Annotated in this window: 20 protein-coding genes and 1 pseudogene; 9 read left to right on the top strand and 12 right to left on the bottom strand. The window is 69.4% G+C overall.

Features of this window, described 5'->3' with window-relative positions; all coding sequences use genetic code 11:
- Positions 1–27 precede the first annotated feature (27 nt).
- A complete protein-coding gene (locus tag OHS70_RS20365) occupies positions 28–708 on the top strand; it encodes a GDSL-type esterase/lipase family protein (RefSeq protein WP_328399222.1) in 681 nt (226 codons plus the stop codon).
- A 6-nt stretch (positions 709–714) separates the two neighbouring features.
- Here OHS70_RS20365 and OHS70_RS20360 read toward each other — a convergent pair whose 3' ends face one another.
- Genes OHS70_RS20360 through OHS70_RS20350 form a run of 3 tightly spaced genes read right to left on the bottom strand, consistent with a single transcriptional unit; the run spans position 715 to position 2,349 of the window.
- On the bottom strand, positions 715–969 hold the full coding sequence (locus OHS70_RS20360) for a type II toxin-antitoxin system RelE family toxin (RefSeq protein WP_328399221.1): 255 nt from the start codon (positions 967–969) through the stop codon (positions 715–717).
- Positions 966–1,307: a hypothetical protein gene (locus tag OHS70_RS20355; RefSeq protein WP_328399220.1), complete on the bottom strand. Its 342-nt coding sequence runs from the start codon at positions 1,305–1,307 to the stop codon at positions 966–968. Before OHS70_RS20355 ends, OHS70_RS20360 begins: the two co-directional genes overlap by 4 nt.
- 55 nt (positions 1,308–1,362) lie before the next feature.
- Positions 1,363–2,349: a hypothetical protein gene (locus OHS70_RS20350; RefSeq protein WP_328399219.1), complete on the bottom strand. Its 987-nt coding sequence runs from the start codon at positions 2,347–2,349 to the stop codon at positions 1,363–1,365.
- Between the two features lie 543 nt (positions 2,350–2,892).
- On the opposite strand from OHS70_RS20350, the gene OHS70_RS20345 reads away from it, so the two are divergent.
- Positions 2,893–3,711, top strand: a complete 819-nt coding sequence (locus tag OHS70_RS20345; protein WP_328399218.1) for an alpha/beta fold hydrolase — start codon at positions 2,893–2,895, stop codon at positions 3,709–3,711.
- A gap of 19 nt (positions 3,712–3,730) precedes the next feature.
- On the opposite strand, the pseudogene OHS70_RS20340 reads toward OHS70_RS20345, so the two are convergent.
- Together OHS70_RS20340 and OHS70_RS20335 are read right to left on the bottom strand one after the other, a co-directional pair.
- Positions 3,731–3,874 (bottom strand): annotated as a pseudogene (locus OHS70_RS20340) (DUF2087 domain-containing protein); the annotation flags it as partial.
- A gap of 78 nt (positions 3,875–3,952) precedes the next feature.
- Positions 3,953–4,420: a hypothetical protein gene (locus OHS70_RS20335; RefSeq protein WP_328399217.1), complete on the bottom strand. Its 468-nt coding sequence runs from the start codon at positions 4,418–4,420 to the stop codon at positions 3,953–3,955.
- Between the two features lie 291 nt (positions 4,421–4,711).
- Here OHS70_RS20335 and OHS70_RS20330 point away from each other — a divergent pair, with 291 nt between their 5' ends.
- Positions 4,712–5,020, top strand: coding sequence for a hypothetical protein (locus OHS70_RS20330; protein ID WP_328399216.1), 309 nt, complete (start codon positions 4,712–4,714; stop codon positions 5,018–5,020).
- Here OHS70_RS20330 and OHS70_RS20325 read toward each other — a convergent pair.
- Positions 5,017–5,559 (bottom strand): carboxymuconolactone decarboxylase family protein, encoded by a 543-nt coding sequence (locus tag OHS70_RS20325; RefSeq protein WP_328399215.1) that lies wholly within the window; start codon positions 5,557–5,559, stop codon positions 5,017–5,019. The genes OHS70_RS20330 and OHS70_RS20325 overlap by 4 nt on opposite strands.
- Here OHS70_RS20325 and OHS70_RS20320 point away from each other — a divergent pair.
- The 3 genes from OHS70_RS20320 (at position 5,549) to OHS70_RS20310 (ending at position 7,956) form a co-directional block, all read left to right on the top strand.
- The gene (locus OHS70_RS20320; RefSeq protein ID WP_443062628.1) at positions 5,549–6,091 is read left to right on the top strand and encodes a MarR family winged helix-turn-helix transcriptional regulator; all 543 of its coding nucleotides are present in this window, start codon (positions 5,549–5,551) and stop codon (positions 6,089–6,091) included. The genes OHS70_RS20325 and OHS70_RS20320 overlap by 11 nt on opposite strands.
- 128 nt (positions 6,092–6,219) lie before the next feature.
- Positions 6,220–6,801 (top strand): Uma2 family endonuclease, encoded by a 582-nt coding sequence (locus OHS70_RS20315; RefSeq protein WP_328399213.1) that lies wholly within the window; start codon positions 6,220–6,222, stop codon positions 6,799–6,801.
- Positions 6,802–6,966: 165 nt separating this feature from the next.
- Entirely contained in the window at positions 6,967–7,956 is a 990-nt protein-coding gene (locus OHS70_RS20310) for an aldo/keto reductase (RefSeq protein WP_328399212.1), read from the top strand.
- A gap of 166 nt (positions 7,957–8,122) precedes the next feature.
- Here OHS70_RS20310 and thpR read toward each other — a convergent pair whose 3' ends face one another.
- The 3 genes from thpR to OHS70_RS20295 all read right to left on the bottom strand — a co-directional run bounded on the left by thpR (position 8,123) and on the right by OHS70_RS20295 (position 10,839).
- The gene (gene thpR / locus OHS70_RS20305; protein WP_328399211.1) at positions 8,123–8,692 is read right to left on the bottom strand and encodes an RNA 2',3'-cyclic phosphodiesterase; all 570 of its coding nucleotides are present in this window, start codon (positions 8,690–8,692) and stop codon (positions 8,123–8,125) included.
- Positions 8,693–8,994: 302 nt separating this feature from the next.
- A complete protein-coding gene (locus OHS70_RS20300) occupies positions 8,995–10,332 on the bottom strand; it encodes an MFS transporter (protein ID WP_328399210.1) in 1,338 nt (445 codons plus the stop codon).
- Positions 10,333–10,377: 45 nt separating this feature from the next.
- Entirely contained in the window at positions 10,378–10,839 is a 462-nt protein-coding gene (locus OHS70_RS20295; RefSeq protein ID WP_328399209.1) for a MarR family winged helix-turn-helix transcriptional regulator, read from the bottom strand.
- A 167-nt stretch (positions 10,840–11,006) separates the two neighbouring features.
- On the opposite strand from OHS70_RS20295, the gene OHS70_RS20290 reads away from it, so the two are divergent.
- Complete coding sequence (locus OHS70_RS20290) at positions 11,007–11,189, top strand: ribbon-helix-helix protein, CopG family (protein WP_328399208.1); 183 nt, start codon at positions 11,007–11,009, stop codon at positions 11,187–11,189.
- 42 nt (positions 11,190–11,231) lie between these two features.
- Here the strand turns inward: OHS70_RS20290 and OHS70_RS20285 are convergent, their stop codons facing one another.
- Positions 11,232–12,686 (bottom strand): NCS2 family permease, encoded by a 1,455-nt coding sequence (locus OHS70_RS20285; RefSeq protein WP_328399207.1) that lies wholly within the window; start codon positions 12,684–12,686, stop codon positions 11,232–11,234.
- A 172-nt stretch (positions 12,687–12,858) separates the two neighbouring features.
- Here OHS70_RS20285 and OHS70_RS20280 point away from each other — a divergent pair, with 172 nt between their 5' ends.
- Together OHS70_RS20280 and OHS70_RS20275 are read left to right on the top strand one after the other, a co-directional pair.
- Entirely contained in the window at positions 12,859–13,149 is a 291-nt protein-coding gene (locus tag OHS70_RS20280) for a DUF2530 domain-containing protein (protein WP_328399206.1), read from the top strand.
- A gap of 68 nt (positions 13,150–13,217) precedes the next feature.
- Positions 13,218–15,704 (top strand): HAD-IC family P-type ATPase, encoded by a 2,487-nt coding sequence (locus tag OHS70_RS20275; protein ID WP_328399205.1) that lies wholly within the window; start codon positions 13,218–13,220, stop codon positions 15,702–15,704.
- Positions 15,705–15,708: 4 nt separating this feature from the next.
- Here the strand turns inward: OHS70_RS20275 and OHS70_RS20270 are convergent, their stop codons facing one another.
- Together OHS70_RS20270 and OHS70_RS20265 are read right to left on the bottom strand one after the other, a co-directional pair.
- Positions 15,709–16,662: a hypothetical protein gene (locus OHS70_RS20270; RefSeq protein ID WP_328399204.1), complete on the bottom strand. Its 954-nt coding sequence runs from the start codon at positions 16,660–16,662 to the stop codon at positions 15,709–15,711.
- Positions 16,663–16,865: 203 nt separating this feature from the next.
- Complete coding sequence (locus tag OHS70_RS20265) at positions 16,866–17,690, bottom strand: calcium-binding protein (protein WP_328399203.1); 825 nt, start codon at positions 17,688–17,690, stop codon at positions 16,866–16,868.
- Positions 17,691–17,833 lie beyond the last annotated feature (143 nt).

Raw genomic sequence — 17,833 nt, 5'->3', positions numbered from 1 at the left:
GGCACGGAATCGGCCATCATTGCGCCCATGCGATTTCTGTTCGTCGGCGATTCCATGACCATCGGACGCGCCGGCGACTACAGCTGGCGCTACCGGATGTGGCAGCACCTCGGCAGCGTCGGCGACCATGAGATCGTCGGCCCGCGCACCGAGCTGTACGACACCGACGCCGGCGCCCCGGTCTCCACCGCCTATGCCGACCCGGCCTTCCCCGCGCCCGCCCGGCGCCACCTGTCCGGCTGGGGCGAGGGCTGGCTGCACATGGCCCCGGCGATCCGGGACGCGGTCGCCGCCGACGAGGTGGACATCCTGCTGGTCTCCCTCGGCCTGATAGACCTGGGTTTCTACACGAACAGCGACCAAACGGCCGATAATGTGCGGGAGTTCATCGCCGAGGCCCGCGCCGCGAACCCGCACGTCCGGATGGTACTGCTCCCCGTGATCCCGAACATCCGCGCCGAGTACGACGCCCCCTTCGCCGCCGAGTGCGCCCGCTTCAACGTCCTGCTGGCCAAGGCGGTCGCGGATCTGGACACCCCGGCGTCCCCGATCCTGCTGGCTTCGCGCCCGGAGTCGTACGACATCCACACGGACACCTACGACGGCACACACCCCGGCCCGACGGGCGAGCACAAACTGGCGGGGGCCTTCGCGGACGCGATGCACCAGGCGTGGGGGCTGGGCGGGGCGTACCGGCCCGGCACCTGATGCCGGTCACGCCCGGGTGCTGCCCACCATCAGCACCTTGATCGACACGCGTGGACCGTCGAGCTCATAGGTGACGCGGTACGGGCCCACCCGTAACCGCCGCAGGCCGGTTCCGCCCAGCTTGCTGCTCGAGGGCGGCTCGGGATCACGGGCGAGCGCGTTGACCGCCTGCACCAGAGGCTTCACCGCATCCCCGTCACGGGCCTTCAACCGCCTGAGGCCGTCGGCTGCCGCCGGCTCCCAGACGATGGTGAACCTCATGAGGCGACGTCCCTGAGCATCTCCTCGACCTGCGCCTGTGTGTACCCCGGGGCTCCGGCCGTCCTGACGCGCAGAGCGATCGCAAGGTCGGCGAATTCGATCGCCGACTCCTTGTCGTCCGCATCCGGGACGCTGTCCGACATCGCCTGGGTCCACCAGTGGTCCAGGAACACCTCGAACTCGGACCCCTTGGAGAGAGAGCTCAGCTCGTCGTCGAGGTCCCCGAGTCGTTCGGGCCGCAGAGCCGCGCGGATTCCCTCCAGGTTGCGCGGCACCACCCGCCCGGCGAAGCCCAGGCTCTGTCGCGCCTCCTCCAGGATGTCGCTCCATGCCGCCATGCCGCCGCTCCCTTCCTGGACCCCGTGCCGGACCACGGCAGCAGCGTAGGGCGCGCTACACATCGGCGACCGCCTCCGCGACGAGCGTCCGCCAGGACACGCGTCCGGAGCGTGGCCGCTCCTCGGCGGCCTCGGCGGCTGCGGACGCCGCGGACGTGCGGCAGCGGCCGCAGTGCGTCTCGTCGTCGACCGGGCGGAAGACGTGCTCCTCGCCCGGCCCCTTGCACGTCATCAGACCCGGCGCCGCTACGGGCGGCGGGCCCTCGGGGGCGGCAGGGGCGGGGAGTTTGTGCACCAGGCGGTGGCGCAGGAAGCCGGCCGCCGAACGCACGCCCTCCGGGGGCAGCCCGGACGTCAGCGCCTGGCGCAGCTCGGCGACCGAGAAGCCGCGGCGCAGCCACTCCGCCGCCGCCTCCGCCAGGCCGCGCGCCTCACGGACGCCGAGCAGCAGCTCCCGGTGCGTGTGCCGCAGCGAGAGCAACACCCGCTCGGCGACGGCCACTTCCGGCGCGCCCTGCACGAGTGGCGCGGGTGGCGCTTCGGTGGGTGGGTGGGGAGTGTTCTTCTCCCTGTTCTTCTTTACCGGAGCATCGCCGACATCCCGGGGCCCCGCTCCACCGACCGCCGGTCCCTCGACAACCGGAGGCTCGTCGGTCGGGGGCTCGTCCTCCGGAGGGGCGGCTTTCGTCTCGGGTGGGGCCGGCGGGCGCTCGGCCCCACTCCTGATGCCGGACGCCTCCTCACGCGTGAGGGTGACGTTCGACATCAACTGGTCGGTGCACCACCGGCCCCGGTCGCCCTGCCACTGCCATTCATGCAGGTACCCGTGCTCGACCAGCAGCTTCTTGGCCTTCTGGTACTGCCGGTTCGTCCAGCCGAGGTCCTCGGCGTGCTTGCTGAGCGCCTTCTCGACGTCCTTCTCGGGGAGGCCCTGCACCAGCAGGATCAGAATCTTCGCGTCGCTGTTGAGCCGCCGATGGCGTACGACGTCGTGTGAAGCCTTAACGAAGCGCGCAGAGGGCGCGATAGCATGCCTGAGCATCCCGGTGGACTGCTTTCCACTCGTGGTGAAGGTCCTCGGAAAGGTGTTGGCGCACCGCCGGGGACCGCCCCGTTTAACGGAGCGTAGTGACGACGTCACCGTACAGCACATGCCACGGTCATGTGCAATAACTCCGGCTCCACGAACGGAACTTCGATTGTGCGCCGGGAGCGCCGGTCCAGCGGCCAGGTCAGCCCCTCCACCAGGTACGCCGACGAAAGCCTGCGGCCTGACTCCGGGTCAGCGCCCCCTGACGGCCACGCGCAGGTGGCACTCGCCGGCCGCTTCACGCACGATCGGCCCGGCCTGGAAGGCCGTGAACCGGATGAGTTCGCAGGCAACTTCTTCCACGAAGTGATGCCTCACGAACGGTGGACCGACGCCGACCTCATGGGCCCTCACCGCTCCCCCACAGCCTGGTCCGCCCTCGTACACCCCGTGGGCCGAAACGCCTGATCAGCCGGTACTGAGGCAGGCGCCCGGCCTCGGCGGGCGAGGCAGAATGGTTGTGCAGGCGGAGCTGGACCGGGAAGGGCAGCCGTTGTGAGCACCATCGAGGTCGGCGGCACCACTCTCTACTACGAGCGGCGTGGGCACGGCCCTGCCGTGCTCTGCATTCCCGGCGTGGCAGGCGACGCCGGACTGTGGAGCGGCACGGCCGAGGCGCTCGCGGACGAGTTCACGATGGTGTCCTACGACCGCAGGGGCAACTCACGCAGCCCGCGTCCCGAGAAATGGATCTCGACCTCCATCGACGAGCAGGCCGATGACGCCGCAGGGTTGCTGCGCGGGCTCGGCCTTGCTCCGGCCGTGGTGTTCGGTGCCAGTGGCGGGGGAGTCGTCCTCACCGATCTCGTACTGCGCCACCCCGATGTGGTGCGCGCAGCGATCATCCACGAGCCGCCGTTCATCTCGGTCAGCGCCGACGCCGATGCGGTGGGCCGGCAGATGGCGGCCCGGTTCGAGGAGGGTATGGCGAAGGACGGAATGCGGGGTGCGATGGAAAGCCTCCTCGACTGGGCCTGGGGCGAGGAGGGCCTGGCTGCCGTCGACCCGCAGACCCGCGAACGGCTGCGGTCCAACGCGGAGGTGTTCATCGGCATGGAGCTCGAGGCCTTCATCGAGTACCTGCCCTCGTCCGAGGAGCTGGCCGGCGTGCAGGTCCCGTGCATCGTCACGTCCAGCGCCGAGAACCGAGACCCCGCGGCGCACTACCACCACGGGTACGAGGTGTCGCAGTGGCTCGCCGCCCAGATGCATGCCGAGTTCCGCGAACTCCCGGGCCGGCACGTGCCCTACCTGACCCACACAGCCGAACTGGCCGAGTGCCTGCGCCCACTCCTGCGCACCCTCAGCGGCTGAACCCGCTCGACTGCCCGCCTCAGCCCGCCCGCCGGCAGCCGCTCCCGTCTCTGGTCCGGGTCAGCAGACCGCCGATGACCATGTAACGGCGCAGCGCCGAGCAGTCCTCGTGGACCGTGAGCAGCGCGTCGTCGACCTCGCGCTCGGTGTCCTCCCGGTCCCGCAATGAGCGGCACGGCGTCACCGCGCCCCTCGTACGGGCACGGTGACGCCGGTCTTCCTCGTAGCGAGGGCCGCGCCGCTAGAACACGAACGGCCCGGGGTTCTGCGGGGACGTGGCCGTGCAGTTCACGGTGATGCCGAAGACCACGACCGTGAGGGACTTCGCCTCCAGGCTGTCGCCCGCGGCGACCGTGCCGTTCAGTGGCCCGGTCGAGACGGCGGCGCCGGCCGGGATCGCCGGGTTGGAGTTGCCGGTGAACGTCGCCGTGTCGGTGCCGTTCTTGGCGAGGGTGAGGGTGGACCTGACGGAGTTCGCGCGGACCGGGAAGGGGGAGGTGACGGCGTCCGTCGACAAGGTGATCGTCGCCGCCGTGCCGTCCTGGGTGGCATTCAGGGTCGCCGTGCCGGAACCGAACGATCCGCAGTCGAATGACAACGTTGCCGTCTCCGGGGTCACGGCGTGGGCGGCGGGCGCCATGGCCAGGGTGGTCGCGGCCATGGCGCCGACGCCGAGCAGGGTGCCGATTCCGGGGGTGCGGTGCTTCATGGGGGGTCCCGCCTTCGTGTGGGGTCACGAGCTGTTGTCGCCGACCGCCGCCGGAAAAGTGCGGGGACATCGAGTCTGACGGTGGGTCAGCAGCGCTGAACATTGGCCCACGGAACCCTCAAGAGCGCAAGACAAGCGGGGGCACCTTGACATGCTACGGCCAAATCCATCCGGTGCGATGACGCGTTTCCGCGTCCGGGACCATGCAGACGTGATCACCAGGCGGAGAAGTCCGAGCACCCGGATGCGGCGCGCACCGCCGCGGACGTCGACACCCTGGTACGGGCCTACGTGCAGCGGCTCAAAGCCCGCGACGCGAACGGGCTCGCCGAACTCTCCGGCCCGGCGTACCACGAGCCCGGGCCGATGGCCGGAACGTACGTGCGCGAGTACGGCGAGGCGGCCGACGGCCACGTCGAGGTCACGGTGCCGGATTCCGCCGTTCCCTACTTCAACCCGGTACGGCTGACGTACGAGAAGACCGGTCAGCGCCAGGAACTGATGCTCGTCAAGGACGGTGGCCACCGGCGGATCGGGCTCGGCGACGGCGATCCGGCAGCCGACATGCAGGCCTGCGTCCTGTGCAGAGCCCGAGGCTAGAGCGGCGCGCGGGTGAGCCGGTTGGCGAACGTCGACAAGGTGTACGTACCGATCCCCATGACCACCTCCAGGGCGTTCTGCGAGGTGAACCCGTGGGCGAAGAAGGCGCGCAGCGCCTCGTCCCCCACCCCGCCCGATGCGGCGAGCACATCGAGCGTGAACCGCCGTACCGCTTCGAGGCGTTCGTCGCACAGCGGCCGCTGCTCGACGAGGGCGGCGATCAGTTCGGCGTCCGCACCGAGCTTCCGGAGCTTGCCGGTGTGCATCGCCACGCAGACGTGGCATTCGTTGCGCACGGCCACCGTCATGATGACGACTTCCCGCGCGACGGGCGCCAGCGTCGTCTGCTCGAAGAGCGCGCTGAGCTCCAGGAAGCCGTCGAGGGTGTGCGGCGAGGCGGCGAGCCTCGCCACCGCCTGGGGCAGTTGCCCCAGGTTCCGGGTCACCGCCTCCATGGAACGGCGGGACGCGGGCGGGGCGGACTCCAGGGTGTGATCGACGAAGAAGGCTGACACGACAACTCCTATGATGGACAACATGGTTGACGATACGGAAAAGGTAAACCAGGTTGTCGATCGGCGCAACGGGCTTTCGGGCACCCCCGGTTACGACCCGCCCGGCTACGAGCTGCCGCTGCTCCTCTTCGCCGGGTTCCGGTCTCTGATCGACAGGCTGCATGCCGAGCTGGCCGCACAGGGTCACCCCGACGTCCGGCCCGCCCACGGCTTCGCCATGCAGGCGATCGGACCCGACGGGGCGAGCGCCAGCGGGATCGGACGCCGGCTCGGGGTCTCCAAGCAGGCCGCGGGCAAGACGGTCGACCGCCTCGTGGCCCTGGGCTACGCCGAGCGCGCCGACGATCCCGCCGACGCCCGCCGCAAGCTCGTCCGCCTCACCCCGCACGGCCTGGACGCGCTCGCCCGCTCGGCCGCGATCTTCGACGAGCTGCGCGCGGAGTGGGCCGGGACCGTCGGCGGCGAGCGTCTGCGCGAGCTGGAGTCGACCCTGCGCCAGGTGGTCCCGGCCGAGAGCTTCCGCCTGGACGCGGCGGGCTGGTTCGGGGGCGCGTGAGTACGCCGGGCGCCCGAATGCATGACGCGGCTCGGTCCTGGCGACAACCCGTACGTGACCTGGTCACCGTGCGTATCGTTGTACTGCGCGGCTGCCCGTTCGAGCGGCAGCCGGGGAGGAGCGCCACGATGACCGTCGTAGACGACAGGATCGACATGGCCGACACAAGCGACGAGACCGTTCTGGACACGCTGTTCGAACGATTCGAGCCCACCCCCGAGGGTTACAAGGTCGAGATCGTCGAGGGGGCCGTGTTCATGTCGCCACAGCGGGACAGCCACTGGGAGATCATCCTGGACATCGTCGAGCAACTGCGCGTCAAGTACCCGCGCACGTGTGTGAAATCCGACGTACGCGTCGACTACCCCGGCCATCTCAACGGGTTTGCCAGCGACGTGACCGTGTTGACCGACGGCGCGAGCAAGACTGCCGACGGGCGCTGGCGATATCAGGACGTCGAGTTCGTCGCCGAGGTGATCTCCAAGGGCACCGGGCACAACGACTACGGCCCGAAGAAGACCGCCTACGCCACCGCCGAGGTCCCGGTCTACCTCATCGCCGACCCCTACCAGGGCAAGTGCCACCTCTACACCCAGCCCAAGGGCGACGACTACATGACCGAGACGACCGTCGTCTTCGGCACGGACCTCGACCTCAGCCACACCTCGGTCGGCCTCACCCTCACCACCGCGGACTTCCCCCGAGACTGAGCGTCGCTCCCGGCCCGCAGATCACACAGCAGTGGCAGCGGCGCCTGACCTGATCACCTCTCCACCACCGTGTCCGGGACCCGGCAAGGTCCCGCGCGCGGCGCAACCCGCCACGGTCCGGCGTCCCTTGCCTCGAGTGCGCTCGAAGGCGTTGGCTTGTATCCCATGAAGTACACGCAGCTCGGACGCACCGGACTCAAGGTCAGCCGACTCGTCCTCGGCACCATGAACTTCGGGCCTCAGACCGACGAGGCCGACAGCCACACCATCATGAACGCCGCGCTCGACGCGGGTGTGAATTTCTTCGACACCGCCAATGTCTACGGCTGGGGCGAGAACAAGGGCCGCACCGAGGAGATCATCGGCAACTGGTTCGCCGGCGACGCGAGCCGCCGCGACAAGGTCGTCCTCGGGACCAAGGTCTACGCGAACATGGGCACGGACGGCGAGGCCTGGCCCAACCACGACCGGCTCTCCGCCCTCAACATCCGCCGCGCCGTGGACGCTTCCCTCAAGCGGCTGCAGACGGACCACATCGACCTCTACCAGTTCCACCACGTCGACCGCCGCACGCCGGTCGAGGAGATCTGGCAGGCGATCGACGTCCTGGTCAAGCAGGGCAAGATCCTCTACGCGGGCTCCTCGAACTTCCCCGGCTGGAAGATCGCCCAGGCCAACGAGACCGCGCGCAGGCTCGGCTCGTACGGTCTGGTCAGCGAGCAGTGCCTGTACAACCTGGCCGAGCGCCGCGCCGAGATGGAGGTCATCCCGGCCGCGCAGGAGTACGGCCTCGGGGTCATCCCGTGGTCGCCGCTCCACGGGGGTCTGCTCGGGGGCGTCCTCAAGAAGGAGGCCGCCGGCGGCCGGCGGGCGAGCGGCCGCAGCGCGGACGCGCTCGCGAACACCTCGATGCGCGAGAAGGTCCAGGCGTACGAGGAGCTGCTGGACAAGCACGGTCTGGAGCCGGGCGAGGCCGGGCTGGCCTGGCTGCTCACCCGGCCCGGAGTGACCGGGCCGATCGTGGGGCCGCGCACCGCCGAGCAGCTGGAGAGCGCGCTGCGCGCGATCGAGCTGGAACTGAGCGAGGAGGTGCTGGCCGGGCTGGACGACATCTTCCCCGGTCCGGGGCCGTCTCCGGAGGCCTTCGCCTGGTGATCTCGGTGAGCCCGGTGACGGGACACGTCGCGCGGTAGCGGCCGTGCGCGGGCCGGGCCCGTAAGGGCTACTGGCCTGCCACGGCCGCCGCGGCGATGATCATGAACAGCAGTACCAGCACACCGGCCATGATCTGGTTTCGGGTCTTTGGATTCACCCGACGAGGTTAACCCGCGCCCCCCAGCTCCCAGGACCCGACCACCTCGTACCGGGGCTCCTCGCCCGCCGTCCCGCTCACCGGCAGATTGCTGCGCACCAGCGCCAGCTCGGTCACGTCCCAGGGCGTGCCTTCGAAGGTGCCCAGTTCGTCGACGAACGGACGCAGGTCGGCGTCGTGGCGGCTGCGCGCGACGGTCAGATGCACCTGGTAGCGGCGGTGCTCCTCCATGCTGACCCCGGAGCGCCGGGCAGCCGCGTCCGCGCGTTCGGCGAGCAGGCGCATGTCCTCCAGACCGCCCGCGGCGCTGACCCACAGGACCCGCCGGCCGAAGTGTCCGCCCTGGTGCATCCGCAGCTGGAAGGGGGCGGTGCGGTGGGCTGCCCGCCTGAGCCGCTCGTGCAGCTCGGGCAGCAGGCTGTCGTCGACCTCGCCCATGAAGGCGAGGGTGTAGTGCCAGCCGGGGCGGCCGGTCCAGCGCAGGTCGTCGGCGCCTGGCAGGGACTTCAACCGGTCCACGGCGCGGCCGAGTTCATCGGCTTCCCTTGCGGGCGGGACCACTGCGGCGAAGAGTCTCATGCGCCCCAGTGTGCCGTGGGCGTGGCCCCGCGGTGCGACCATTTCCCGGAGGCGACGCCCCGGACACCCGCGCATCGATCTTCCCCGGTACGTCGTCCGGGGACCCCCCACACGGCTTCATGAGCGGGACGTTGCCCGTCGGGGCTCTGCCCGGATCCCGCGCCTCCCGCTCCCCCGGGGCCGCATTGTGCCGGCGGACCGGTAATGCGGCCCGCCAGGCGATCGAGGGGACAACGTTCGAAGGGCGTTCCCGCCGGCCGGCGGGCAGGGCCCCGCGCAGCGGCCCGGCCCCCGCCCCGCGACTACGCCGCCGTCGCCAGTTGCTCCCGCGGTACGAAGCGCAGCCGCGGGTGTCCGTGGTGCCAGCCCACCGAGAGGCGCAGTCCGCCGACCCGGGCGAGCATCACGCCGACGCCGACCGCCGCGAGCATGGCGAGCGTGCCGCCCGCCGCGAAGCCGATCCGCGGTCCGTAGGTGTCGGTGACCCAGCCGACCAGCGGTGCGCCGAGGGGCGTGCCGCCGGTGAAGACCATCATGAACAGGCTCATGACCCGGCCCCGCATCAGCGGGTCCGTCGCCATCTGGACGCTGGAATTGGCCGTGACGTTGACGGTCAGGCCGAACATCCCGATCGGCACCATCATCACCGCGAAGATCCAGAACGCCGGGGCGAAGGCGGTCACGATCTCCAGCAGACCGAAGAGCACGGCCGCGCCGACCAGCACCCGCAGCCGCGAGGTGCCTCGCCGGGCGGCGAGCAGCGCGCCCGCCAGCGAACCGGCTGCCATCAGGGTGTTGAGCAGGCCGTACGTACCGGCGTCGCCGTGGAAGATGTCGTCGACGAACGCGGAGAGCCAGATCGGGAAGTTGAAGCCGAAAGTGCCGATGAAGCCGACCAGGACGATCGGCCAGATCAGCTCGGGGCGAGCCGCGACGTAGGTCAGTCCCTCCCGCAGCTGGCCCTTGCCGCGCGGCGCACGCTCGACCCTGTGCAGGTCGGCGGGGCGCATCAGCAGCAGGCCGGCGATGGGGGCGAGGAACGACAGGCCGTTGAAGAGGAAGGCGTATCCGCTGCCGACGGCGGTGATCAGCGCACCGGCGACGGCGGGCCCGACCAGGCGCGCGGACTGGAAGTTCGCGGAGTTCAGGCTGACGGCGTTGGCGAGCTGGTCCGGTCCGACCATCTCGGCGACGAACGACTGGCGCGCCGGGTTGTCGACGACGGTGACGAGGCCGAGCAGGAAGGCCGTGAGGTAGACGTGCCAGACCTGCACGTGGCCGCTCAGGGTGAGCGCGGCGAGCGCCACACCGGTGAGGCCCATCGCGGTGTTGGTCGCGATCAGCAGCGGCCGCTTGCGCAACCGGTCCGCGAGCACCCCGCCGTACAGGCCGAAGAGAAGCATGGGCAGGAACTGCAGCGCGATGGTGATGCCGACGGCGGACGCGGATCCGGTCAGGCTCAGGACCAGCCAGTCCTGGGCGATGCGCTGCATCCAGGTGCCGGTGTTGGAGACGACCTGCCCGGTCGCGAAGAGCCGGTAGTTACGGATCTTCAGCGAGCTGAACATGGCCGTCGTGCGGGCGGGGGTGTCGGTGGCGGTCGGTGCGGGGGCGGAGTCTGCTCCGGATCCCGTACTCAAAAGGGTTCGCCTCCTCGGCGTCGGGAAACTGCGGGGGTCCGGGGTCTAGCCCCGGACGGGAGGGGGCAGGTGCGCGAGCTTCTCCAGGACGGGAGCGGCGGCGCGCAGCTTGTCCCATTCGTCATCGTCGAGGCCCTCGGCGAGGGCGGCCAGCCAGGCGTTCCGCTTGCGGCGGCTCTGCTCGAGCATCGCTTCGGCCTCCTCGGTCTGGCTGACCACCTTCTGCCGACGGTCGTCGGGGTGCGGTTCGAGCCGGACCAGTCCCTTGGCCTCCAGCAGCGCGACGATCCTGGTCATGGACGGCGGCTGCACATGCTCTTTGCGGGCCAGCTCACCGGGGGTGGCCGAGCCGCAGCGGGCGAGGGTGCCGAGCACCGACATCTCGGTGGGACTCAGCGATTCGTCGACGCGCTGGTGTTTCAGGCGCCTGCCCAGCCGCATCACGGCCGAGCGGAGGGAGTTCACGGCGGCGACATCTGCGTCAGTACCGTGGCGAAGGTCAGGCATGGTCCTTAGCCTAACTCATTACCTTGCCTAAAGACCACCGGATTCGGCGCGTCCGCACCGGCGTACACGCCACGGGGTGACGGTCGAGATGCCGGACTCACCCGAATGAGTGAGAGTGATCCGAAAAGTGACGCAAAGAAGGCAGCCATGGGGCGACGCTGGCTGCTATGGGATCGACAGTGCTCAGCCTGCGGATGGACGGTGAGCTGCTCGACCGGCTCCGGGCGCACGCCGCCAAACGAGGAATGAGCGTCCAGGACTATGTCCTGCGGACGCTCATTCGTGACGACTTCGACGAACGCTTCAAGGCGGCCGTCGAGGAGACCGAGAAGTTCTACGGGGTGCCGTGAGGCCCCGCCGGGGCGGGGCCTCACGGCACACGAAACCCCTGCTTACGTGAGGCCGAGCGCCGGCATCGCGTAGGAGAAGAGGAACACCGCCGACACCACGTACATCGCGGCCGGCACCTCACGGCCGCGTCCGGCCGCCAGCCGCAGCGCACTGAAGGCGATGAAGCCGATGCCGATGCCGTTGGTGATCGAGTACGTGAACGGCATGATCACCATCGCCAGGAACGCCGGGACGGCGATCGTGAAGTCGCTCCAGTCGATGTCCTTGACGGAACCGGCCAGGATCAGGAAGCCGACCGCCACCAGCGCGGGCGTGGCCGCCTGGGACGGCACCATCGTGGCGAGGGGCGTGAGGAACAGCGCCACCGCGAACAGCGCACCCGTGACGACGGACGCGAGACCGGTACGGGCACCCTCGCCGACGCCGGCGGTGGACTCCACGAAGCAGGTGTTGGCGGAGGCGGAGCTCGCGCCGCCGGCGGCGACCGCGATGCCGTCGACGATCAGCACCTTGTTGATGCCGGGGAAGTTGCCGTCCTTGTCCATCAGCCTGGCCTCGTCGCCGACGCCGAGGATCGTGCCCATCGCGTCGAAGAAGCAGGACAGCAGCACGGTGAAGACGAAGAGGCAGCCGGTCAGCAGTCCGACCTTCTCGAAGCCGCCGAACAGACTGACCTCGCCGACCAGGCCGAAGTCGGGCGTCGCGACCGGGTTGCCGGGCCACTCTGGCGTGGTCAGGCCCCAGCTGGGGATGCCCGCGACCGCGTTGACGACCATGGCGACAACCGTCATCGCCACGATGGAGATCAGGATCGCGCCGGGCACCTTGCGGATGATCAGTGCGAAGGTGAGCAGCACACCCAGGGCGAAGACCAGGACCGGCCAGCCGAGCAGGTGCCCGCCGCTGCCGAGCTGGAGCGGGACGACCGTCTTGGCGGCGTCGGGGATACGGGAGACGAAACCGGAGTCGACCAGGCCGATCAGCATGATGAACAGGCCGATACCGATCGCGATGCCCTTGCGCAGGCTCAGCGGCACGGCGTTCATCACGCGCTCACGCAGCCCGGTGGCGACCAGCAGCATCACGACGAAGCCGGCCAGCACGACCATGCCCATGGCGTCCGGCCAGGACATGTGGGGCGCGAGCTGGAGGGCGACGACGGTGTTGACGCCGAGACCGGCCGCGAGCGCGATCGGGACATTGCCGATGACGCCCATGAGGAGGGTGGAGAAGGCCGCGGTCAGCACGGTGGCGGTGACCAGCTGGCCGCCGTCGAGCTGGTGCCCGTACATGTCCTTCGCGCTGCCGAGGATGATCGGGTTCAGCACGATGATGTAGGCCATCGCGAAGAAGCTGGCGAATCCGCCGCGGACTTCGCGGGCGACCGTGGAGCCGCGCTCGGAGATCTTGAAGAAGCGGTCCAGGCGGCTGGAGCCTGTGGACGGCTGCTGCTGCGGCGGCTGGACGTCCGCAGGGGCGGTGGCCGTGGGGGGCATGCGAGACCTCGTCGTATTTCAGGCCGGTTCCCTGGAGGTTCATACGAACGAAACCGGTCGGACGCAAACTCGTTCAGTATGAACATATAAGAGGAAGATCGGTATCTCCGCGCGTAGACCCCTGGCGGACCTGGCCCGTCGGCGTACGAAAAGCGCCGCCTACACTGTCGGCATGGCGAAGTGGACCCCCAGGCACGAGGCACCCGAACCCCTTGAGGGGCCGATCGTCGCCACCATCACCGGCGGCACGATCCTGTGGTTCGTCATGTTCCTCGTCCAGGTCCCGTTCTACGGCTGGTTCGCGGACCGCGATCTGACCTGGTGGGTGTGGACCTGTCTGGCCGGTGCGGGCCTCGGACTCATCGGCATCTGGTACGTACGCAGCCGGGAAGCGGCGATCAAGCGCTCACAGGCGGCCGCCGACGCGGACACCGCCCCGACGGCGGAGAACTCCGACTCCTGAGAACGCGTCCCGATGAGAACGCGTCACTCGGGGGGTGAACCCGGGCCGTCGGCCGTACCGTCGAAACCATGACGCAGCCGCCGTGGACCGGCACCGAAGGCCCCGAGCCGAGCGGACCCGTCATCAGCGCGGGCGCCGAACTCGACCCCGTGCACCCTCCCACCCGACCCCCCGGCACGGCCCGGCGCCGGGTGTCCCCGACCGGACTGACGACCGCCGAGGTCGCCGAGCGGGTGGCGCTGGGCCAGATCAACGACGTACCCGTACGCAGCTCGCGCTCCACCGTCGACATCATCCGCGGCAATGTGTTCACCCGCTTCAACGCGATCATCGGCGTCCTGTGGGTGATCATGTTCTTCGTCGCGCCGATCCAGGACAGCCTCTTCGGCTTTGTGATCATCGCCAACACCGGGATCGGCATCATCCAGGAACTGCGTGCCAAGAAGACGCTGGACTCACTCGCCGTCATCGGCGAGGCGAAACCGACCGTACGGCGCGACGGGGTGGCCTCCGAGGTCTCCACCTCCGAGATCGTCCTGCACGACCTGGTCGAACTCGGGCCCGGTGACAAGGTCGTCGTCGACGGCGAGGTCGCCGAGGCGGACAGCCTGGAGATCGACGAGTCGCTGCTGACCGGCGAGGCGGACCCGGTGGTCAAGCAGCCGGGCGACCTCGTGATGTCGGGCAGCTTCGTGGTCGCGGGCGGCGGCGCGTTCACCGCGACCAAGGTGGGCCGCGAGGCGTATGCGGCACAACTGGCCGAGGAGGCGTCCCGCTTCACCCTGGTCGCCTCCGAGCTGCGCAGCGGCATCAGCACCATCCTCAAGTACGTGACCTGGATGATGATCCCCACCGCCACGGGGCTCGTCATCAGCCAGCTGGTCGTCAAGGAGACCAACGTCAAGGACTCGGTGGCGCGTACGGTCGGCGGGATCGTCCCGATGATCCCCGAGGGCCTCGTCCTGCTCACCTCGGTCGCCTTCGCCATCGGAGTGATCCGTCTGGGCCGCCAGCAGTGCCTCGTGCAGGAACTGCCCGCGATCGAGGGCCTGGCACGCGTGGACGTGGTCTGCCTGGACAAGACCGGCACACTGACCGAAGGCGGCATGGACGTCGCGGAGCTGCGGACGCTGGGCGGTGCCGACGAGCCGTACGTACGCAAGGTGCTGGGCGCGCTCGGCGAGTCCGACCCCCGGCCCAACGCGAGTCTCCAGGCGGTCATCGACGCATATCCGGACAGCGAGGACTGGCGCTGCACGGAGTCACTGCCCTTCTCCTCGGCGCGCAAGTACAGCGGGGCGAGCTTCAGCGAGGGCAACGGTGAGGAGTCCACCTGGCTGCTGGGCGCTCCCGATGTGCTGCTGCCGCCAGGGGACCCGGTGCTCGCAGACATCGACCAGCTCAACCAGCAGGGGCTGCGGGTGCTGCTGCTGGTCCGGACCGCGGGCGAACTGGACGCGGCGGACGTGGCGGCGGGCGCGAAGCCGACGGCGCTGGTGGTGCTCGAGCAGCGGCTGCGGCCGGAGGCTGCCGACACGCTGCGGTACTTCGGCGAGCAGAACGTCGCGGCCAAGGTCATCTCCGGCGACAACGCGATCGCCGTCGGCGCGGTGGCGGGCAAGCTGGGACTGCCGGGCGCGGCGGACACGGTGGATGCGCGGCGGCTGCCGGCCGAGCAGTCGGCGATGGCCGAGGAGCTGGCCGCGAACACGGTCTTCGGCCGGGTCAGCCCGCAGCAGAAGCGGGACATGGTCGGCGCGCTGCAGTCCCGCGGGCACACGGTGGCGATGACGGGGGACGGCGTCAACGACGTCCTGGCGCTGAAGGACGCGGACATCGGCGTATCGATGGGCACGGGCTCGGAGGCCACCCGGGCGGTCGCCCAGATCGTGCTGCTGAACAACAGTTTCGCGACGCTGCCGTCGGTGGTGGCGGAGGGCCGCCGGGTGATCGGCAACATCACCCGCGTCGCCACGCTGTTCCTGACCAAGACCGTGTACTCGGTGCTTCTGGCGATCCTGGTGGTGTGCAGCCAGGTGGAGTACCCGTTCCTCCCCCGCCATCTGACACTGCTGTCGACGCTGACGATCGGCGTCCCGGCGTTCTTCCTGGCGCTCGCCCCGAACACGGAGCGGGCGAAGCCGAACTTCGTGCGCCGGGTGATGCGGTACGCGATCCCGGCGGGTGTGATCGCGGGGACGGCGACGTTCTGCACGTATCTGCTGGCCCGCTCCCACTACAGCGGACCGGGCGCCCTGGACGCGGAGACGAGCGCGGCGACGCTGACGCTGTTCCTGGTCGCGATGTGGGTGCTGGCCATCATCGCCCGGCCCTACACGTGGTGGCGGATCGCGCTGGTGGCGACGATGGGCGGAGCGTTCCTGCTGGTGCTGGTGGTGCCGTGGCTCCAGCACTTCTTCGCCCTGAAGCTCGTGGGCACGACGATGCCATGGGCGGCAGTCGCCGTTGCGGCGGCCGCCGCAGCGCTTCTGGAGTTCACCTGGCGCTGGGTCGACCGCCGCTTCCCTGCCGACGCAGAGACGAGGGCTACGTGACGGACTACTTCACGTCGACGTAGTCACCGGTGGCGTTGACCGCCGGAGTGGTGGAGGTGCCGGCGAAGGACCAGCGCCAGTAGCCGTCGGTGGAGGCCGTACGCGTGGTCTTCAGGTTGCCGTAACCGTCGGTGTACACCGTCTTGACGGTGGTGTACGTGCTGGTGCCCGCCTTGCGGAACTGCAGCTTCACGGGCTGCTTGGTGTAGCCCGCGTACTTGTGCGTCTCCCAGTTGGCGCGGGTCAGCTTCCCCGTGACGGTGATGGTCTTGCCCTTGACGACCGGCTCCGGGGAGGCGTTCACCGTCAGCTTCGAGTACCGCTGGAGCTTGGTGGTGACGCCCAGCGGGTCCTGCTCGACGACGCCGACCTGGCTCAGGTCGATGTTCTCGTCCTCGGGGTCCTGACCGTTGTACGCGACGGCGTAACCGTAGGTCTTCCAGGTGGTGGCGTCCGCGAGGGTCAGATCGAACTCGGGGTAGATGTCGATGGTGCCCTTGCAGGTCGCCACCGTGGAGGAGACCGCGGTGCAGACCGGCCATTCGTCGCCGAGGAGGCCGTGGGTCTGGCTCCAGTAGTCGGTTCCGCCGCGGTAGATCTCGACGTCCATGAGGAAGTCGGGGGCGAAGATGTCGACGTCGGCGCCGTGCGTCACGGTGTAGGTGACGGGCACGGTGACCTGGTTGCTGACGCCTACGACGATCGGCTTGCCGTTGTTGACCTTCACCTGGGAGAAGGAGAGGTCCAGCTCGTACGGCACCCCGTCCTCGGCGGCAGAGGCGGCGCGGCCGGACGCCTGCGCAGCGCCGGAGTCCGCCTGCTGTGCGGCACGCACGGCCTGAACCAGCGCGGACTTGTCCTTGCGGTCCAGGGAGTTGTCTGCCTGTGCGGCGGGCACGGCAAGGGTGGAGAGAGCCAGGGCGCCGACGATCGCGGCGCCAGTGGCACGAATGCGCATATGAGTGTCCCCACTGAAAGGCGACCCCGTCGTACGACTCCCCCCGACGGGATCTTGAATGGTGAACGGATTGTAGAGATTCCGTTGAGCCGCAGCAAACCGGCCAAGCGTGGCCAAAACCTGACGGGGGTCGGTCGAACCGGCTGTTCCACGCAGACAGGCCACCGGCCCCTGCGGGGCCGGTGGCCTGTCTGCGTCGCTGACTACCTCACGTCGACGTAGTCACCCGTGGCGTGGACCGCCGGAGTGGTGGTCGTGCCCGCGAAGGACCAGCGCCAGTAGCCGTCCTTCGACGCCGTCACCGTCGTCGACAGGTTGCCCGTCGAGTTGGTCCTGACGGTCTTGACGGTCGAGTACGTGCTGGTGCCCGCCTTGCGGAACTGCAGCTTCACCGGCTGGTCGGCGTACCCCTTGTAGGTGGAGGTCTCCCAGTTGGCACGGGAGAGCTTGCCCGTGACGGTGATCTTCCTGCCCTTGGTGACCGGCTCCGGACCCGCGTTGACCGTGAGCTTCGAGGCGCGCTGGACGCGGTGCGTCTTGTACGTGTCCTTCTCGACGAAGTCGCCGTCCTTGCCCCACGCGTAGGCGGTGACCTTCCAGGTGCCGGCGAGGGTGTTCTTGTCCAGGTCCAGCTGCGGGTCGATCGTGATGTTCATCGTGCAGGTGGACGTGGTGGCATTGACCACCTTGCAGACGGACTCGTTCGGGACTGCGAGTGCGTCCGGCGAGTCCCAGTCGTCGCCGTGCCACAGCTCGACCCACGCGTCCTGGATACCGGCCGCGTCGGTGGCCGTCAGGGTGACCGGGACGGTCTTGGGGGCCGTGGTGCCCAGGACGATGTCCTTGTTGTTGTTCACGACCACCTTGGTGATCTTGGTGTCGCCGAGGACCTCGTCCGCCGGTGCCTTGGCGGAGAAGGTGGTCTTCCTCGGGCCCGCCGGGCCTTCTTCGGCCTGAGCGGCCGGAACGGCAAGGGCGGTCAGAACCAGGGCGCCGACGATCGCGGCGCCAGTGGCACGAATGCGCATGTATGTGTCCCCAGTGGAATGCGATCCCGTCGCGTGTTCCCCCCGACGGGATCTTGAATGGTGGACGGATTGTAGAGATTCCGTTGAGCCGCAGTAAAGCAGGAGGCTCGGCCAAAGTCCGACCGGGGGTTGGCGCGTTGGCG

Source organism: Streptomyces sp. NBC_00390, assembly GCF_036057275.1.
GTDB lineage: Bacteria > Actinomycetota > Actinomycetes > Streptomycetales > Streptomycetaceae > Streptomyces.
This window is presented reverse-complemented; position numbering and strand designations above follow the sequence as displayed.

What these genes read in the sequence shown, in the direction of transcription:
- OHS70_RS20365 (WP_328399222.1), top strand. Translation starts at nt 28, where the DNA reads ATGCGATTTCTGTTCGTCGGCGATTCCATGACCATCGGACGCGCCGGC.
- OHS70_RS20360 (WP_328399221.1), bottom strand. Translation starts at nt 969, where the DNA reads ATGAGGTTCACCATCGTCTGGGAGCCGGCGGCAGCCGACGGCCTCAGG.
- OHS70_RS20355 (WP_328399220.1), bottom strand. Translation starts at nt 1,307, where the DNA reads ATGGCGGCATGGAGCGACATCCTGGAGGAGGCGCGACAGAGCCTGGGC.
- OHS70_RS20350 (WP_328399219.1), bottom strand. Translation starts at nt 2,349, where the DNA reads ATGCTCAGGCATGCTATCGCGCCCTCTGCGCGCTTCGTTAAGGCTTCA.
- OHS70_RS20335 (WP_328399217.1), bottom strand. Translation starts at nt 4,420, where the DNA reads ATGAAGCACCGCACCCCCGGAATCGGCACCCTGCTCGGCGTCGGCGCC.
- OHS70_RS20320 (WP_443062628.1), top strand. Translation starts at nt 5,549, where the DNA reads ATGGACAACATGGTTGACGATACGGAAAAGGTAAACCAGGTTGTCGAT.
- OHS70_RS20325 (WP_328399215.1), bottom strand. Translation starts at nt 5,559, where the DNA reads ATGTTGTCCATCATAGGAGTTGTCGTGTCAGCCTTCTTCGTCGATCAC.
- OHS70_RS20315 (WP_328399213.1), top strand. Translation starts at nt 6,220, where the DNA reads ATGACCGTCGTAGACGACAGGATCGACATGGCCGACACAAGCGACGAG.
- OHS70_RS20310 (WP_328399212.1), top strand. Translation starts at nt 6,967, where the DNA reads ATGAAGTACACGCAGCTCGGACGCACCGGACTCAAGGTCAGCCGACTC.
- thpR (WP_328399211.1), bottom strand. Translation starts at nt 8,692, where the DNA reads ATGAGACTCTTCGCCGCAGTGGTCCCGCCCGCAAGGGAAGCCGATGAA.
- OHS70_RS20295 (WP_328399209.1), bottom strand. Translation starts at nt 10,839, where the DNA reads ATGCCTGACCTTCGCCACGGTACTGACGCAGATGTCGCCGCCGTGAAC.
- OHS70_RS20290 (WP_328399208.1), top strand. Translation starts at nt 11,007, where the DNA reads ATGGGATCGACAGTGCTCAGCCTGCGGATGGACGGTGAGCTGCTCGAC.
- OHS70_RS20285 (WP_328399207.1), bottom strand. Translation starts at nt 12,686, where the DNA reads ATGCCCCCCACGGCCACCGCCCCTGCGGACGTCCAGCCGCCGCAGCAG.
- OHS70_RS20280 (WP_328399206.1), top strand. Translation starts at nt 12,859, where the DNA reads ATGGCGAAGTGGACCCCCAGGCACGAGGCACCCGAACCCCTTGAGGGG.
- OHS70_RS20275 (WP_328399205.1), top strand. Translation starts at nt 13,218, where the DNA reads ATGACGCAGCCGCCGTGGACCGGCACCGAAGGCCCCGAGCCGAGCGGA.
- OHS70_RS20270 (WP_328399204.1), bottom strand. Translation starts at nt 16,662, where the DNA reads ATGCGCATTCGTGCCACTGGCGCCGCGATCGTCGGCGCCCTGGCTCTC.
- OHS70_RS20265 (WP_328399203.1), bottom strand. Translation starts at nt 17,690, where the DNA reads ATGCGCATTCGTGCCACTGGCGCCGCGATCGTCGGCGCCCTGGTTCTG.